Annotated in this window: 13 protein-coding genes; 8 read left to right on the forward strand and 5 right to left on the reverse strand. The window is 62.9% G+C overall.

The window, feature by feature from the left end; all coding sequences use genetic code 11:
* Positions 1-2 precede the first annotated feature (2 nt).
* The 5 genes from SCL_RS12025 to SCL_RS12045 form a co-directional block, all read right to left on the reverse strand.
* Positions 3-5,642, reverse strand: a complete 5,640-nt coding sequence (locus SCL_RS12025) for a hybrid sensor histidine kinase/response regulator (RefSeq protein ID WP_096361427.1) — start codon at positions 5,640-5,642, stop codon at positions 3-5.
* A gap of 81 nt (positions 5,643-5,723) precedes the next feature.
* Complete coding sequence (locus SCL_RS12030; protein ID WP_096361428.1) at positions 5,724-7,859, reverse strand: methyl-accepting chemotaxis protein; 2,136 nt, start codon at positions 7,857-7,859, stop codon at positions 5,724-5,726.
* Positions 7,860-7,942: 83 nt separating this feature from the next.
* On the reverse strand, positions 7,943-8,485 hold the full coding sequence (locus SCL_RS12035; RefSeq protein WP_096361429.1) for a chemotaxis protein CheW: 543 nt from the start codon (positions 8,483-8,485) through the stop codon (positions 7,943-7,945).
* A 2-nt stretch (positions 8,486-8,487) separates the two neighbouring features.
* Positions 8,488-8,850, reverse strand: a complete 363-nt coding sequence (locus SCL_RS12040) for a response regulator (RefSeq protein WP_172426042.1) — start codon at positions 8,848-8,850, stop codon at positions 8,488-8,490.
* A gap of 51 nt (positions 8,851-8,901) precedes the next feature.
* A complete protein-coding gene (locus SCL_RS12045) occupies positions 8,902-9,288 on the reverse strand; it encodes a response regulator (protein WP_096361430.1) in 387 nt (128 codons plus the stop codon).
* Positions 9,289-9,632: 344 nt separating this feature from the next.
* Between SCL_RS12045 and gshA the strand changes: the two genes are divergently transcribed.
* The 8 genes from gshA (at position 9,633) to SCL_RS12085 (ending at position 16,911) form a co-directional block, all read left to right on the forward strand.
* The gene (gene gshA / locus SCL_RS12050) at positions 9,633-10,970 is read left to right on the forward strand and encodes a glutamate--cysteine ligase (protein WP_096361431.1); all 1,338 of its coding nucleotides are present in this window, start codon (positions 9,633-9,635) and stop codon (positions 10,968-10,970) included.
* Positions 10,971-11,079: 109 nt separating this feature from the next.
* Positions 11,080-12,051 (forward strand): glutathione synthase, encoded by a 972-nt coding sequence (gene gshB, locus SCL_RS12055; protein ID WP_096361432.1) that lies wholly within the window; start codon positions 11,080-11,082, stop codon positions 12,049-12,051.
* Positions 12,052-12,188: 137 nt separating this feature from the next.
* On the forward strand, positions 12,189-13,076 hold the full coding sequence (locus SCL_RS12060; protein WP_096361433.1) for an energy transducer TonB: 888 nt from the start codon (positions 12,189-12,191) through the stop codon (positions 13,074-13,076).
* Positions 13,077-13,120: 44 nt separating this feature from the next.
* Positions 13,121-13,684, forward strand: a complete 564-nt coding sequence (locus SCL_RS12065) for a YqgE/AlgH family protein (RefSeq protein ID WP_096361434.1) — start codon at positions 13,121-13,123, stop codon at positions 13,682-13,684.
* Positions 13,684-14,115 (forward strand): Holliday junction resolvase RuvX, encoded by a 432-nt coding sequence (gene ruvX / locus SCL_RS12070; protein WP_096361435.1) that lies wholly within the window; start codon positions 13,684-13,686, stop codon positions 14,113-14,115. Before SCL_RS12065 ends, ruvX begins: the two co-directional genes overlap by 1 nt.
* 35 nt (positions 14,116-14,150) lie before the next feature.
* On the forward strand, positions 14,151-14,609 hold the full coding sequence (pyrR, locus tag SCL_RS12075) for a bifunctional pyr operon transcriptional regulator/uracil phosphoribosyltransferase PyrR (protein WP_096361978.1): 459 nt from the start codon (positions 14,151-14,153) through the stop codon (positions 14,607-14,609).
* Entirely contained in the window at positions 14,606-15,628 is a 1,023-nt protein-coding gene (locus SCL_RS12080; protein WP_197702628.1) for an aspartate carbamoyltransferase catalytic subunit, read from the forward strand. The genes pyrR and SCL_RS12080 overlap by 4 nt, the downstream gene beginning before the upstream one ends.
* A complete protein-coding gene (locus SCL_RS12085) occupies positions 15,625-16,911 on the forward strand; it encodes a dihydroorotase (RefSeq protein ID WP_096361436.1) in 1,287 nt (428 codons plus the stop codon). The genes SCL_RS12080 and SCL_RS12085 overlap by 4 nt, the downstream gene beginning before the upstream one ends.
* The last annotated feature ends 1 nt before the right edge of the window (position 16,912 follow it).

The raw sequence follows: 16,912 nt of genomic DNA on the forward strand, positions 1-16,912 counted from the left end.
AATCACGTCAACCGACCCTTGGCCAGCAGGGCGTCGATGTTGTTGAACAACTCCTCTTCCTGATAGGGCTTGCTCATGTACATGTCTACGCCCAACTCGAAGGCCTTCTGCCGGTGCTTGGCGCCGGCGCGCGACGTGATCATGATGATCGGGATGTGTCTCAGGGTTTCGTCGGAGCGCACGCGCGTCGTCAGCTCGTAGCCGTCCATGCGCGGCATCTCGATGTCCACCAGCATCACGTCGGGCAGGTGGTCGCGCAACTGCTCGACAGCGTCGAGACCGTCCTTGGCGACCAGCACGTCCATGCCGCGCTTCTGCAGGTGCTTGCTCGTGACCTTGCGCACGGTGAGCGAGTCGTCCACCACCATGACCACCGGCCGCGTGCGCACCTCCTGCGCCACCTTGCCCTCCGGGCGGTGCTCGAAGTGGATGACGTCGTCGCGGAACCACAGGCCGGGGATGTCCAGAATGAGAATCACGCGCCCGTCGCCGAGGATGGTGGCGCCGGCCAGTCCCTTGATCGCGGACAGTTGCGGACCGAGCGATTTGATCACGACTTCACGCGTGCCGCCCAGGCCGTCCACCTGGATCGCGACCTCACGCGTGCCGGTGCGCGCCAGCAGCACCGGCACCTTCTTGCCGTTGCGCGGCTGTGACACGATGTTCAGGCGCTGCCCCAGGTGCATGTACGGATAAACCTGTTCGTTGTGGGACAGCAGCGGATTCTTGCCCATCGAAATGCTGGCGATTTTCTCGATCGGGAATTCGACGATATTCACCACCGAACCGAGCGGAACGGCGAACAGCTGGTCGCCCACGTACACCATCAGGGCCTGGGTGATGGACAGCGTCAGCGGCAGGTGGATGATGAAGGTCGTGCCCACGCCCGCCTCGGTATCCACCGACATGCTGCCACCGAGTTGCTTGACCTCGCTGTGCACCACGTCCATGCCCACGCCGCGACCGGAGACATGCGTGATCGTTTCTGCCGTCGAGAATCCGGCCATGAGAATGAACTGGATCAGCTCCTCCTCCGACAGGGTGGCGTCGGGCGGCATCAGCCCGCGCTCGATCGCCTTGGCGCGGATGCCCTTGATATTGAGACCCGCGCCGTCGTCGGAAAAGCGGATGATGACTTCGCTGCCTTCCTGCGAAGTGGCGATGTTGATGCGCCCGTGCGGCGGCTTGCCCTTGCGGCGGCGCTCGGCCTCGGGCTCGATGCCGTGATCGATACTGTTGCGGATCATGTGCTCGAACGGACCGATCATGCGTTCCAGCACATTACGGTCGAGCTCGACCTCGGCGTTTTCGAGATTGAGTTCGACACGCTTGCCCAGTTCGCGCGCGGTCTGGCGCACGATGTGGCGCAGGCGCGCGGCCTGGGTGGAGAAACTCACCATGCGCGTGCGCATCAGGCCTTCCTGCAAATCGGTGTTGATGCGCGCCTGCTGTTGCAGCACGGCCTCGGCCTCGCCGACAAAATTGCCGAGGTTGTTCTGGATGGTGCCCAGATCGTGCAGGCTTTCCGCCAGCGAGCGTGACAACTGCTGCAGGCGGCTGAAACGGTCGAACTCGAGCGGATCGAAATCGGGGTTGCCCCCTTCGCCAGCCCCCTCGTGTTCCATGCGATAGAGGATCTGCGATTCGGACTGGATTTCCAGCTCGCGGATCTGGTCGCGGAAACGCACGATGTTGCGTGACAGTTCGCCCAGGTTGTCGCGGAAGCTGTAAATCTGCTGTTCCATGCGCGAGCGCGAGAGGCTCACCTCGCCCGCGTAGTTGACGAGCTCGTTCAGCAGGCTGGTGTTGACGCGCACCTGGCCGCGACGCTCCATCTTCTCCGGCCACTGCTTGTCCTCGGTTTCCGGCAGATCGCGGCGTTCATCGATTTCGTCGATGACGTGCGCCGGTGCCGCGGCCTCGACATCCTGCGCGATCTCTCCGGATACCGGCGCCATGGCTTCCGGGACGGGCTCCTCGATGGGCGCGCTTTCCGGAATTTTCGCAACCGGCGCCATTGCCGGCGCCGCTTCCTCGTCCGGCAGCGGCTGACCGGAGGCCAGCGCCGCCAATTTGGCGTTCAGCAGGCTGGTGTCGCGGACAGGTTTACCCTCGCGCGCGCCATCCAGCATCATCACCAGCATGTCGTGCGCCTCGTCGAGCAGGTCGAATACCTCGTTGCTCGCCGCCACCTTGTTGTCTTCAATATTTTTCAGCAGGGTTTCGGTGTTGTGGCTGAGATTGCCCATGGCCATGGCCCCGGCCATGCGTGCGCCACCCTTGAGCGTATGCAGCGAACGCTTGAGGTCCGCCACCTGCGTCCGGCTCCCCGGCTGGCTGCGCCAGCGGGTCAGGGCCTCTTCGATGGCGGTCAGGATATCCGTCGCCTCTTCCTGGAAAATTTCCAGCAGCTCGGGATCGATCTGCTCGACCTCGGAGGGCTCCGTGGCGCGCGCAACGGGAGGCGGCGGCTTTGCGACCGCCGCTGGCCTGGCCGGTGGTGGCGCAGAAGCAGACGGGGTCTCATCCGTCTGCGGTTGCAGCGGCGCTGCTTCGGCTTCGATTTCCTCTGTTTGCGGAGACGGCGCGACCGTCCCATGCCCGGCGCGTTCCGCCACCACGATACGCTGGTTTTCCGCATGCAGATCGCGCGCCAGATCGGCGAATTCCCCGCGCAGTTTACCGGAGGACGTGGCGCCGCTGTTCAGCAGGTCAACCAGCCGCCTGACGCATCCCTCGAACCGGCTCACCAGATCCAGCCAAGTATCGTTCAGCGGGACGTTTTCGCTCTTGAGCGCGTGCAGCAGTTTTTCAATTTCGGCGCAGGACTCCGACATGACCTGAATACCGAGCGAGCGCGCGTTGCCCTGCAGGGTATGCGCCGAGCGGAAAAACGATTCCGTCACGAAGCACGCGCCGCCGGCCTCGCGGCAATGCGCGACCTGCTGGCGTATGTTGTCCAGGTTGCCGATGGCCTCGGTGGTGAAGATATCCAGCAGCGTGCGCTCGAGCTTCGGCAGATCTGCATCCTCGACCGGCGCGGCCTCCGCCTGGCTCACGCCAGCCGTTGGCGCCTTCGGTGCAACCGGCGCGCTACCCTGCGCCAGGGCGCGCGCGTTTTCGCGCAAGGACTCGACATCAATGCCGTGCGGCGGCCCGCCCGCCAGCACATCGATCAGCGACGGGAGCGCGTCCTGCGTCTGTTGCAACAGCTCGATGATCGCCGCGGACGGAGTAATCTTGCCCTCGCGTATGCGGTTGAGCACGTTTTCCACGTCCCAGGCGAGTTCCGCCACTTCGCTCGCGCCCACCATGCGGCCGCTGCCCTTGAGCGTGTGGTAGCCGCGGCGCAGTTCGGTCAGGGCGTTCTGGTTGTCCGTGTCCTCGCGCCAGACAACGAACTTGTTCCTGATGTTCTCGAGCACCTCGCGCGCGTCCTCGATGAAGATATCCATGATCTCGGCATCGAAATCCGCATCCACCACGGGGCGCGGCGGGGGAGCCGTGGGTGCGGCGGCCGGTGGCGGCACGTTTTTGGATTCCGGTTCGAGTTCCGGTTCCGGCGCCGTGGGTGCGCTGGTACGCAAGGTCATGCGCCGTCCAGCCAGGGCCGACATGGCGGTGAACGACTGTTTCAGGGTCTCAACGATCTCGTCCGAGACCCGCGACGGATCACCCGCGACCAGCGTCAGCAAATGATTCATTTCCGCGCTGATGCGCGTGATCTTCTCCTGTCCCTGCTCCTGCGCCAGCCGGGTGAGTTCCTCCAGTTGCTGCGTGAGCGTCTCCAGCGCCACCTCGTTTTCGCGGTCGTCGAGCCAGGATTCAAGACTCAGCCGCACGCCGTCGATCAGCATCGCCGGATCACGGCTCTTGCCGTGGCCGCTGGCCAGGGCCGCCTCCATCTCCGTGAACGCCGAATCAATCAGGGTATCCAGGTTCTGGCGTTCGGCGCGCAGGCCCTCCACGTAGGCGCCGATACTGCCCACGGACACCGCCAGACCATCCATGATCGCGCTGTCGGCCACGAGCGCTCCGCGACGGATGTCTTCCACGTGCCCCTTGGTCGCCTCCACCAGTTCGGCGGCGCGCGCCTGTCCCAGGATCTGCATCGCCCCGAGAATCTGCGACAGCAACTGCGGCACCTCATCCAGCGCCTCCACGCGCGAGGCATCGGCGGCAAAGCCCTCGAGCGCCTCTTCGATGCGACCCAGATTGACGCCAACCTCCCCGGCGACGACGCTCAGTAATTGCTTGTAATCGGACTCGGTGAGTTCACCGTCCGACACTTCCAGGCCGTCCGTGGCCGGCATGGCATCGGCTTCCTCCGGCGAGTGCAGGCCGTGCAGATGCCGGATGGCCTCCTCGATCTGTTTTTTCCACTCGGCGGGCGAACGGCTGATGTCGCGGGTGCTGCTCTCCACCATGAGCAGGGCTTCCGCCATCGGCATGGAGATGACTTCGGGATTCGCAATCTTGTTGTCGATCACGGCACGGCAGGTGAGCGACAACTCGTCCACCAGTGCCCTCAGCATCGGCACGTTCAGCATGTCGAGCGTGCCCGACATCTTGTGGAACGACTCCAGCAGCGGCTCGAGCGAGGTCGTGCCGCGGCTTTCCGGATCGAAGTAGGTGGACATCAAATCCTGCGCCGCTTCGATCTCCTTGCCGAGCGCGGAAGATACCGAGGCCAGCGCCTCGGGGGTCGGCAGGTCGGACGCGGCGGCGGAGGCTTCGGCGGTATCGCCGGACAGCAGGAACTCCAGATCGAACGCGCGTTTCAGCTGCGTGACCCGGGCGCCCGGTGATTTCGCCTGGGCGATCTCCCACAGCAGGGCGCGCGTGAGATCCTCGGAAGCGATGCGGATGGTTGACCTGTCCGCGCCGTCGATGATTTTCTTGATATGCTGGTCGAGCCGGCCGAACAACTTTTTGCGTTCGGCTGTCACCTCGAGACCGTCCTCTCTCATGGCCTCGATGTATCCGCCGCTGACCCAGAACAATTGTTCCAGAACGGAAATACCGCTCTTCGATTGCAGCTGGACGAAAATATCGGCGATCTTCTCCAGCGGCGCCTTGTTCGAAGCGTCGCGCAACCATTCCAGCAACGCCGGCTGGAAGCCGCTGCGGAGCTGTTTGGCCAGATCGCGGTATTCAGCTTCCGCCAGTTTTTCCGCGTGGCCTTCCGCCGGCGGCGGGCGCACCGAGAGATCGGGGGAGAACAGCTCGAGTTCCGAAATGGGCGTGGTGTTGCGCACCGCGCGCATCTCGTTCATCAGTCCGATGTGCTTGAGCGGGACATCCGACTGTCCCGCCTGCAGCCGCGCCAGGTAATCGGGCAGCGTCAGGATGCCGCGCGTGAGGGCGTCGAGAACCCGTGAATCGGGCGTGACCTTGTCGTTGATGATGTCATCGGCCAGCGCTTCCGCTTCCCTGGCGAGCATGGCGGCACCGTCGAGCTCGACCATGAGCAGCGTGCCGACCACCTGGTGCAGGTGGGTGATGCAGAAACGCAGGCGTGTCTTGTCGGACGGATTTTCCGCGAATGCTTCGAGCGCGAGACGCGCCTGTTTCAGCGTCTCGTCGATCTCGGTCTTGACCCAACCCAGCGTGCTCAGGTCAACTTTGCTGTGCGTGCTCATCCGTAAATAAAACCTCAGTCCAGCTCCCTGTCCCCTTCGCGGGAGGGGGATGGATCGCTACGGCGGAACGCCGCCGCGACGCTATGCCGGCAGCTTGAAACCCGCCACCGAGGCCTGCAGCTCGCGCGCCAGGTCGGAGAGCTTGCCGATGGCTTCCGCCGTTTGCCGGCTGCCCGAAGAGGTAAGCGTGGTGGTTTCCTGAATTTTCGCCATGCTACCGGATACGTCGGTGGCCGTCTGTGACTGTCGCTGGGCATCACGCGCGATGTTCACGATCAGGCTCGACAGTTGCTCGGACACCGATTCGATCTCGCCCAGCGCCTGCCCGGCGGCGTCGGCCAGGCGCGTTGCCTGCACCACGCCGTTGGTCGCCTGTTCCATCGAGGCCACCGCTTCGTTGGTGTCAGCCTGAATGGTCTTCACCAGGTCGGCGATCTGCTTGGTCGCTTCGGCCGAGCGCTCCGCCAGTCGTTGCACTTCGTCCGCCACCACCGCGAAGCCGCGTCCCGCCTCGCCGGCCATGGCCGCCTGAATCGCGGCGTTCAGCGAGAGGATGTTGGTCTGCTCGGCGATGTCGTTGATCAGTTCCACGATTTCACCGATCTGCTGCGACGATTCGCCGAGGCGCTTGATGCGTTTGGCAGTCTCCTGAATCTGCTCGCGCATGCCGTCCATGCCCGTGATCGTGTCCTGCACCGCCGCCGCGCCGCGCTTGGCGGTCGCGACCGAGCCCTGCGCCACTTCGGCGGAACGCTCGGCGCTCTTGGACATGTCCTCCATCGAGCGCGCCATGGCCACCATCTTGCCGGTGGCTTCGGAGATCTGCGCCGCCTGCCGCAACGCGGCCTCGGTCAGCTCGGTCGCCGTCTGGCGCGAGTGTTCCGACGCGACGGCCACCTGTTGCGCGGCGTTCTTGATGCGCACCACGAGGTTGCGCATTTCGCGCACCGCGTAGTTGATCGAGTCCGCGATCGCGCCCGTGATCTGCTCGGTCACCTCGGGCTGAATCGTGAGGTCACCGTCAGCGAGGTCGCCCATTTCGTCGAGCAGTTTGAGAATCGCGTCCTGACTCTGGCGGTTCTGTTCCGAACTTTGTTTTGCACGGTCACGGGCGTCCACGATCAGCTTGCGGGCCAGCAGGAACAGGAACAGCAGCGAGGCAAAACCGGCAACAAAGATGGAGGTGCGGATGCCGGTGCGCTGCTCCGCCATTCTCGAATAAGCATCCACCAGTTCCGTCGACTTCTTCAGCATCGGATCGGATTGTTCGAACACGGACTGGCTGGCACGCTGGGAGACGAACAGTTCCGCCGCGTTGCCGAGAATGCCTTCGACGTGGTTGTTAATCTCGCCGAAAATGGCCGCGGATTCATCGAGTTTCTCGCGCACGGAGGGTGGCGCGACCTTGCGCAGTTTTTCGTCCGATTCCTTGAACAGCTTGGCGTCCTTGCCGAACTGCGCCGCCGCGACCGCGGCTTCGTTACCGCCCTGCGAGAACAGGTTGACGTCCTTGGCGATGCGCTGCGAAAGCATGCCTTGGCGGCCTGCCAGATAAAGCTGTTCCTGCTTCAGGCCGGCCTTGCTGCCGAGTTCCACGATTTCATCCGAAACCGTGAGCAGCATCGGGCTCATCTGGTTGATCGCCATGACCGAGTCATGCATGTTGAACAGGGATTTTTCCAGCGACAAAATCTGGTCCACCTGGGCGCGCAGACCTTCGTTCGGCTTGGGCGACCACAGCTTGACGATCTCCTGCAACGGACCCGTGGCAATCTCCTGCGGGCTCGCGATCACGCCCTGGTTGGGGTTGCCGTCGCGCAGTGACGTAACGATGGAGTCGAACTTGTCGCGCGATTCCTTGAGGGTCCGGAACGCGGTCGGCTGGCCCAGCACCGCCTCGCGCGCATCCTTCGCCAGGCGCTGCGACAACATCAGCAGTTGCGAGGATTGCTCGATGTACTTGGATTCGCGCTCGGACCGCTGGGCGTTGACCACCAGCAGCCAGATCATGGCGATCATGGCGATAACCATGCCGCCCAGCAGGAAGGGCAGGCCGCCGAACATGCTCATGATGCCGCCGGTCAGAGGGGATGATCCCGGCTTGCCGACCTCGACAAACTGGTCCGCTGCCGCCGGAGCGCCGCCTTCCGAAAGCTCGATGATGTCCTCGGAAGGCTGGTCCATCAGGCCGTCCTGGGATGAATTTTTTCTAGCCATGCTGTCACCTCATCTCAAACTGAGATCTGTCAAAAATTTTCCAACGCCAGAAACCGGGGCGTCCCGCAAAATCCCTTTACGACTCAAGTCGCGACATGCCGGAACCCGGGGCTTTCCGCCAGCGACTTCATGTCGAACACGCCCCACAGCACGTTGTCGCGCAGAAACGCGCCATTCAGCTGAACCAGCACCGGATCGTCCAGACCGGACAGATCCTGGCGCTCCAGCTCCTCGTCGAAGTGCCGCAAACCCAGCACCTCGTTCACCAGCAATCCCGCGTTCAGGCCCGGCACGTTCATGATGAGCATGCGTGCCTTGTCGTCCTGGAACACCGACGGCTTGCCGTAATACTCCGGCAAATCGATGATCGTGATCAGGTTGCCGCGCACGTTGGCCACGCCCTTGAGCCACGATTTCACCCCCGGCACCAGCGTCATCGCCGGTGGCGGCAGAATCTCGAGCACGTGATCCAGCGGCGTCACCAGCATGATGTCACCCAGCCGGAATCCCACGCCGGACCACAGCTTGGTGGCCTCGACCTCCTGCGGGAGCCCGGGGGCATTCTCCAGGCTCTCCTGCTGCATCTTGCGCAGCAGCTCGTACGGATCTTGTCGGGTCTGGGCCATGCTCACAGTGCCCTGATCTTCTCCATCAAAACCTTTTCCACGACCGGTTTGACGATGTAATCCTTCGCGCCCTGGCGCAAGCCCCAGGCCTTGTCGGTCTCCTGTCCCTTGGTGGAACAGACGATGACCGGAATGGACGAGGTCTCGGGGTCCTTGCTGATGGCGCGCGTGGCCTCGAAACCGCTCATGCCCGGCATCACGATATCCATGAGAATCAGATCGGGCTTGTCCTTCTTCGCCTTGGCGATACCCTCCTCGCCGCTGGTCGCCGTGAGCACGGTGTAACCATTTTTCTTCAGCATCTCACCCAGGAGGTGAGAGTCCGTCGCCGAATCATCCACGATCAATACATTTTTTATGGCCATAGACCGCTCCATTCACTGCGTTAAAATTTCCGTCCCGCTCACCCGTTCCGATCAGTGCACGTACTTGTTGATGACGTCGATCAGCTCTTCCTGGGTGAACGGCTTGTTCACATGCTCTTCCGACCCGGCGATGCGTCCGCGGGCCCGGTCGAAAAGCCCGTCCTTGCTCGACAGCATGATCACCGGCGTGTCCCGGAACTTCTTGTTGTTCTTGATCAGCTGGCAGGTCTGGTACCCGTCCAGGCGCGGCATCATGATGTCGACGAAAATGATGTCCGGATTGTTGTCCGTGATCATCGACATGGCCTCGAATCCGTCGGCCGCGGTATAAACCTCGTAGCCGGCCTTTTTCAGCAGCGCCTCGGCCGTGCGTCGAATCGTGTTACTGTCGTCAATAATCATCACTTTGATGCTCACGCGCGCTACCCTCGCCGACATCCTGCACGCTGGACGCTGATTACGGCCCAAGCGCGCGGCAATGAATCGGTGTGTGATGTAATTTGTGCAGTTATTTTGCTACAACAATGATTTGGTAGCACAAATTCTCCCTGAAATCCATGCACATACCACCCGCTGGCTGTTCCCTACACAATATAGTCCAAGCTTTGGCAGGTGCCCGAAATCCCTGCGCCAGCCAGCCGCCCCCGGCGGGCCCGGCGCCCAAAATAGCTGAATGTCAGCAGGATTCATGCCAAACCGCCCCGGGCATACCTTGGGCAGAACCAATCGGCTACCATGGGGTCACTGTCAATTCATTCATTTAAGGGATAAGTCAGGGAATCATGGGTAATGAAGCTTGGGCAGACGTTCCACACCTGACCACGGCCCTGACCGGGCCGCTGCTGGAAATCGAGGCCCATCTGCTGCAGAACCAGGCCGGTATCGAGCGCTGGTTCCGCTCCCAGTGGCTCCAGACCCCCGCCCCCTTCTATTGTTCCGTGGACCTGCGCAACGCCGGCTTCAAGCTGGCGCCGGTGGACACCAACCTGTTCCCGGGCGGCTTCAACAATCTCAATCCGGCCTTCGAGTCACTCGCGGTGCAGGCGGTGCAGGCCGCGCTCGAACGCATCTGCCCCAGCGCCGGCGGCGTGCTGGTGATTCCGGAAAATCACACGCGCAACACCTATTACTTTGAAAACCTCGCGACCCTCGTCGAAATCCTGACCCTGGCCGGCCTGCGCGTGCGCGTGGGTTCACTGCTGCCCGACCTGAGCGAGCCGAGAGTCATCGAGCTGCCCTCGGGCCGGCGCATTACGCTGGAGCCGCTGATCCGGGAGGACAATAAAGTCACGGTGGCCGGTTTCAACCCCTGCTTCGCGCTGCTCAACAACGATCTGTCGGGCGGGCTGCCGCCGATGCTGGACAATCTCGATCAGCCGCTGGTCCCGCCCGCCGCGCTCGGCTGGTGGAAGCGGCTCAAGTCCCGGCACTTCGCCCATTACCAGCAGATCGCCAGGGAATTCGCCGAACTCGTGAGCCTGGACCCGTGGCTGATCAATCCGGTGTTTCGCAAATGCGGCAAGATCAATTTCGAAAAACGCGAGGGCGAGGAATGCCTGGCCAATTATGTCGACGAGGTGCTGGGCGAGGTGCGCGTCAAGTACCGCGAGTACGGCATTGACCAGGAGCCCTTCGCCATCGTCAAGGCCGACGCCGGCACCTACGGCATGGCGATCCTGACGATCAAAAGCGCCGACGAGGTGCGTTCGCTCAATCGCAAGCAACGGACCAAAATGTCACATCTTAAAGAGGGCCAGGCGGTGCACGACGTCATGGTGCAGGAAGGCGTGTACACCTTCGAAACCTGGGGCACGAAAAACGCCGTGGCCGAACCGGTGGTTTACATGATCGACCGTTACGTGATCGGCGGTTTCTACCGCGTGCACACCGACCGCCGACCCGATGAAAACCTGAATTCCCCCGGGATGCACTTCGAACCGCTGGCCTTCGCCGAAACCTGCGCCTACCCCGACCCGCAGCTGGCCCCGGACGCCCATCCCAACCGCTTCTACGCCTACGGCGTCATCGCGCGTCTCGCCCTGCTCGCCGCCGCGCGTGAATTCCGCGAAGCCGCGGAGGCTTCCGATAAGCAAGAATTAAAAAAAGCATCCGCAGATTAACGCGGATAAATGTCAAAAAACTATGAATTCTCACCGCCAAAACGCCAAGGTCGCCAAGAAAAATTATTTTCAATGATAAAAACTTGGCGTCTTGGCGGTTAATAATCTTATGACAATCAAACTCGGCGTGGTGATGGACCCCATCGGCTCCATCAAGGCTTACAAGGACAGCACGCTCGCGATGCTGCTCGAGGCGCAGACGCGCGGCTGGCCGATCCGCTACATGGAACAGGGTGACCTGTTCCTGCGCGACGGACAGGCCCTGGCACGGCAGCGTGGACTCAAGGTGTTCGACGACCCCCAACGCTGGTTCGAATGGGGCAAGGAAACCACGGGGCCGCTGTCCGAGTTCGATGTCATCCTGATGCGCAAGGACCCGCCATTCGACATGGAGTACATCTACTCCACTTATCTTCTGGAACGCGCCGAAGACGCCGGCGTGCTGGTGGTGAACCGCCCGCGCAGCCTGCGCGACGCCAACGAAAAGCTTTTCACCGCCTGGTTCCCGCAATGCACGCCACCCACGCTGGTGACGCGCGCCGCCTCGCGCATCCGCGATTTCCTCGCCGAGCACGGCGACATCGTGCTCAAGCCGCTGGGCGGCATGGGCGGGGAGTCGGTGTTTCGCGTGCGCCGCGACGATCCCAACGTGAACGTCACCATCGAAACCCTGACTGCACGTGAATCGCGCTATGCCATGGCACAGCGCTTCCTCCCGGAAATTTCCCAGGGCGACAAGCGCATCCTGCTGATCGACGGCGAGCCCGTCCCCTATGCGCTGGCGCGCGTCCCGGCGGCTGGCGAGACCCGCGGCAACCTCGCCGCCGGCGGCACCGGGACCGGGGTGCCGCTGTCCGAACGCGACCGCTGGATCTGCGCCCAGGTCGGCCCCACGCTGCGTGAAAAGGGATTATTGTTCGTGGGGCTGGACGTGATCGGCGATTACCTGACGGAAATCAACGTCACCAGCCCGACCTGCATCCGGGAACTTGACCGGCAATACGGCCTCCGTATCAGCGCCGGGCTCATGGACGCCATCGCCGCCCGGCTGGCCCGGCAGCGGGTGCATCGGCAGGGTTGAGATATACTTTTTATGAATTCCTGCCGCAGAGACACAGAGAGCGCAGAGGGAAATCAATGATACTCAAACAGGAAAAATCTCTGCGTTCTCCGCGTCTCTGCGGCGAATAATATTATTTTGAATTTTTCTTACGGCGCATGACGACGCAAACGATTTCGGGCATTTCCCAGGCCGACCGCTTCGGGGTGACCATGTTCGGCTCGTTCCTGGTGCACATGGTGCTGATCCTGGGCGTAACCTTCACCCTGCCCAAGCTGCGCGACCTGCCCGGGTTGCCCTCGCTTGAAATCGCCCTGGTGCAGACGTCAAGCGACAAGCGCCCGCAGGATGCGGAATTCCTGGCGCAGGCGAACCAGGACGGCGGCGGCGACAGCGACACCCAGGAGATCGCCAAGAACCCGTTGCCGGTGCGCGAGATCAGCCCCGTGAACCGCGACTTTCCCACGTTCCAGTCCATGCCGGAGAAACGCGTGGAATCGCTGCGCGAAAAAACCACGCTGTTGTCCCGGAACGAAGCCCGGAAGATCAAGCAGCAGGAAAGCCAGCCGGACAAGAAGGAGCTGCAATTGCAGCCGCCAATCCTGGGGCTCATGACGCACCAGGAAATCCAGGAGGAGCGTGCACGACTGAACGCAGAGATCGATCGCACCTGGCAGGAATACCAAAAACGCCCGCGGCGCAAATTTCTCAACGCGCGGACCCAGGAATACAAATACGCCGTCTATCTGGAAGGTTTCCGGGCGAAGGTAGAGCGCATCGGAAACCTGAATTATCCCGCGGAGGCAAAACGCCGGAGTATTCGCGGCTCACTGCAGCTCGGCGTCATACTGGCTCCGGACGGCAGCGTGAAGACAATAGAACTGATCAGAAGTTCGGGCCACAAGGTGCTGGATGATGCGGCAAAACACATCGTTGAGCTTTCGTCTCCCTTTCAACCATTTCCTGATGACATCCGTTCCGATATGGATGAAATGCATATCACGCGGACCTGGCGGTTTAACGACACGCTTACCAGCGAAAACTGAACTCAATCTTGAGTTCAACGTCCGGCTGCCGGATACTGTCCGTCATGAAAGGCCCTGATTCGCTCACGAATCATTTCCTGATCGCCATGCCGAGCCTGGCGGACGCGAATTTCGCGCGCAGCGTCACGCTCATCTGCGAGCATTCCGGGGAAGGCAGCATGGGCATCGTGATCAACCGCCTGACCGACCTTCATCTCAGCGACATCTTCGACCAGCTCGGCATCGCGCCGGACAAGGCCAGCTATGCGGATGACGTGGTTTACCTCGGCGGCCCGGTGCAGAACAACCGCGGCTTCGTGCTGCACGAACCGCTCGGCGACTGGGAATCCACCCTGCCGGTGACCGACAGATTCGGCGTCTCGACCTCGCGCGACATTCTCGAGGCCATCGCGGAAAACCGCGGCCCGGAAAAATTCATCGTCGCCCTCGGCTACGCCGGCTGGGGCGCGGGGCAACTGGAACGCGAGATCACCGAAAATTCCTGGCTCTCCGGTCCCGCGAGCCGGGAGATCATCTTCGACCTGCCGGTGGAACAGCGCTGGAAGGCCGCGGCGCAGCTCGTGGGTGTCGACCTCGCCACGCTCTCCAGCGAGGCCGGCCACGCCTGATGACAGCGGTAACCTATCTGGCTTTCGACTACGGGGAAAAATACATCGGCGTCGCCGTCGGCAGCAGCCACTCGCGCCAGGCCGAACCCGTGACCACCCTGCGCGGCTCGGCCAAAAACCCCGATTGGGTGCGCCTTTCCCGGCTGATCAAGGAATGGCACCCGCATGCCCTGGTGGTCGGCCTGCCGCTCAACATGGACGGCAGCGACAACCCCATGACCCGCGCCGCCCGGGCGTTTGGACAACGCCTCAAGGAACGCTACAATTTGCCGGTACACATGGTGGATGAACGCCTCTCAACGCTGGTCGCCCGGGATGTCCTGAACGAGGCGGGCGTTCCCATGAGGCGGCACAAGTCCCGGCTCGACCAGGTGGCGGCCCAGACCATCCTGCAGGCTTTCCTTAACGAACTCCCCGGAGAAAGCCCGTGACGGCGGTGATCGACGTTGAAGCGGCGCTGGCGCGCATGGCCGAACAGCTGCGGCCGGCGCTCAAAAGCCATCCGCTCATGATCGGCATCCACACCGGCGGCGTCTGGGTGGCCGAGCGATTGCACCAAATGCTCGATCTGAAAGAAGAGCTCGGCACGCTCGACATCTCCTTCTATCGCGATGACTTCACGCGCGTCGGCATGAACCCGCAGGTTCGGACCTCGCATCTGCCGGTGAACGTCGAGGATCGCCACCTGATCCTGGTGGATGACGTGTTGCACACCGGGCGCACCATCCGCGCCGCACTCAACGAAATTTTCGACTACGGTCGCCCGGCCTCGGTGCTGCTCGCCTGCCTCGTCGAGCGCGGCGGGCGCGAGCTGCCCATCGAGCCCCAGGTCGTGGGCGAGCGCGTCAAGCTCGGCAAAAACCAGCACGTGAAACTGTCCGGTCCGGAAAAACTCGAGCTGCGCATCCAGGAGGCCAACGGGTGAATCAAGGCCTGCAGTTCGATGACGCCGGGCGCTTGCGCCATCTGCTCACCATTGAAGGTCTTTCCCGTCAAACCATTCTGGAAATCCTGGATACCGCCGAATCGTTCATCTCGGTGGGCGAACGCGAGATCAAGAAAATCCCGCTGCTGCGCGGCAAGACCGTCGTCAACCTGTTCTTCGAATCCAGCACCCGCACCCGCACCACCTTCGAGATCGCCGCCAAGCGCCTCTCGGCCGACGTGATCAACCTGAACGTCGGCGCTTCCAGCACCAGCAAGGGCGAAACCCTGCTCGACACCATCCGCAACCTCGAGGCCATGCACACCGACCTGTTCGTGGTGCGCCACGCCGAATCCGGCGCGGCGCACCTGATCGCGCGCCACGTGCCGCCGCACGTGCGCATCATCAACGCCGGCGACGGGCGCCACGCGCATCCGACACAGGGCCTGCTCGACATGTTCACCATCCGCCGCCATAAGGGCGCGTTCGGGAAACTCAAGGTCGCCATCGTCGGGGACATCCTGCACTCGCGCGTGGCGCGCTCGCAGATTCAGGCGCTCAAGGCGCTGGGCGTGGCGGAACTGCGCGTGGTCGCGCCCAAAACGCTGCTGCCGGTGGCGGTGGAGAAACTCGGCGTGCGTCCCTGCACCCGCATGGAAGAGGGCCTCGACGGCGTGGACGTGGTCATGATGTTGCGGTTGCAGCGCGAACGCATGCAGGGCGCGCATATCCCGAGCGAGCATGAATATTTCAATCTCTACGGGCTCACACCCGCGAAGCTGGCGCTGGCGGCGAAGGACGCCATCGTCATGCACCCGGGCCCGATGAATCGGGGACTCGAAATCGACTCGGCCGTGGCCGATGGCCCGCAGTCGGTGATCCTGCCGCAGGTGACTTATGGAATCGCCGTGCGCATGGCGGTGATGGCGCTGATCATGGGCGGGACACCGGCGATTCGCGAACCCGCGACTCGCGATCCCGCGAGCCGCAAGCCGGCCGAAAGGAAGAAACATCAATGACCCTCGTCATCCAGGGCGGTCACCTCATTGACCCGGCCAACAACGTGGACGGCAAAAAGGACCTTTTTATCGATGACGGCGGTTTCGTGGCCGGCGTCGGCAAGGCGCCGCCGGGATTCAAGGCGAAGAAAACCATTGACGCGCGCGGCCGGATCGTCTGTCCGGGTCTGGTCGACCTGCGCGCGCGGCTGCGCGAACCGGGGCTGGAATACAAGGCCACGATCGAATCCGAAGTGCATGCCGCCGTCGCCGCCGGTATCACCACGCTGTGCTGCCCGCCCGACACCCTGCCCGTCATCGACACCCCGGCCATGGCCCAGATGCTGCAGTCGCGCGCCTGGCGCTTCGGGCTGGCCTTCATCCATCCACTGGGGGCGCTGACCCAGCGCCTCGAAGGCAAGCTGTTGGCCGACATGGAGGCGCTCGACGAAGCCGGCTGCGTCGGCTTCACCAACGCCCTGTCGCCCGTTACCGACACGCTGGTGATGCGCCGCGCGCTCGAATACGCCGCCACCCTCGACCTCACCGTGTTCCTGCACGCCGAAGACCCGTGGCTTCGCAACGGCGGCTGCGTGCACGAAGGCGAAGTCGGCACGCGCCTTGGACTTCCGGGCATACCGGAGGCCGCTGAAACTGTCGGCGTCGCGCGTGATCTCGCGCTGATCGAACAGACCGGGTGCCGCGCGCATTTCTGCGGGTTGTCCAGCGCGCGCGCCGCGGCCATGGTGGCCCAGGCGCAGAAAAAAGGGCTGCCGGTGAGCGCCGACACCACCGCGCATCATCTGCACCTGACCGAACACGACATCGGAGATTTCAATACCCAGTGCCACGTGCGTCCGCCGCTGCGCGGGAAGCATGATCGCGAGGGACTGCGCAAGTCGCTCAAGACCGGCGCCATCAGCGCCATTTGTTCGGATCATCAGCCGCACGAACCGGACGCCAAGCTCGCGCCCTTCGCCCGCTCCGAACCGGGTATCTCGGCGCTGGAAACGCTGTTGCCGCTCACGCTCAGGCTGGTGGACGAGAAACTGCTCACGCTGCCGGAAGCCATCGCGCTGCTGACCCACAAGCCGGCCGGGATCATCGGCGTGGAAACCGGCCAGCTCGGCATTGGCGCCACCGCCGATATTTGCATCTTCGATCCTGAAATACGCTGGACGCTGACCGGGGACAAGCTGGTTTCGCGCGGCCACAACACGCCGTTCCTGGGACAGACGTTCCGCGGGAAGGTCACCCACACCCTGGTGGGCGGAAAACTGGTTTACGAGGGATCCAAGACCTGAC

The sequence above is a fragment of the Sulfuricaulis limicola genome, assembly GCF_002355735.1.
Taxonomy (GTDB): Bacteria; Pseudomonadota; Gammaproteobacteria; order Acidiferrobacterales; family Sulfurifustaceae; genus Sulfuricaulis; species Sulfuricaulis limicola.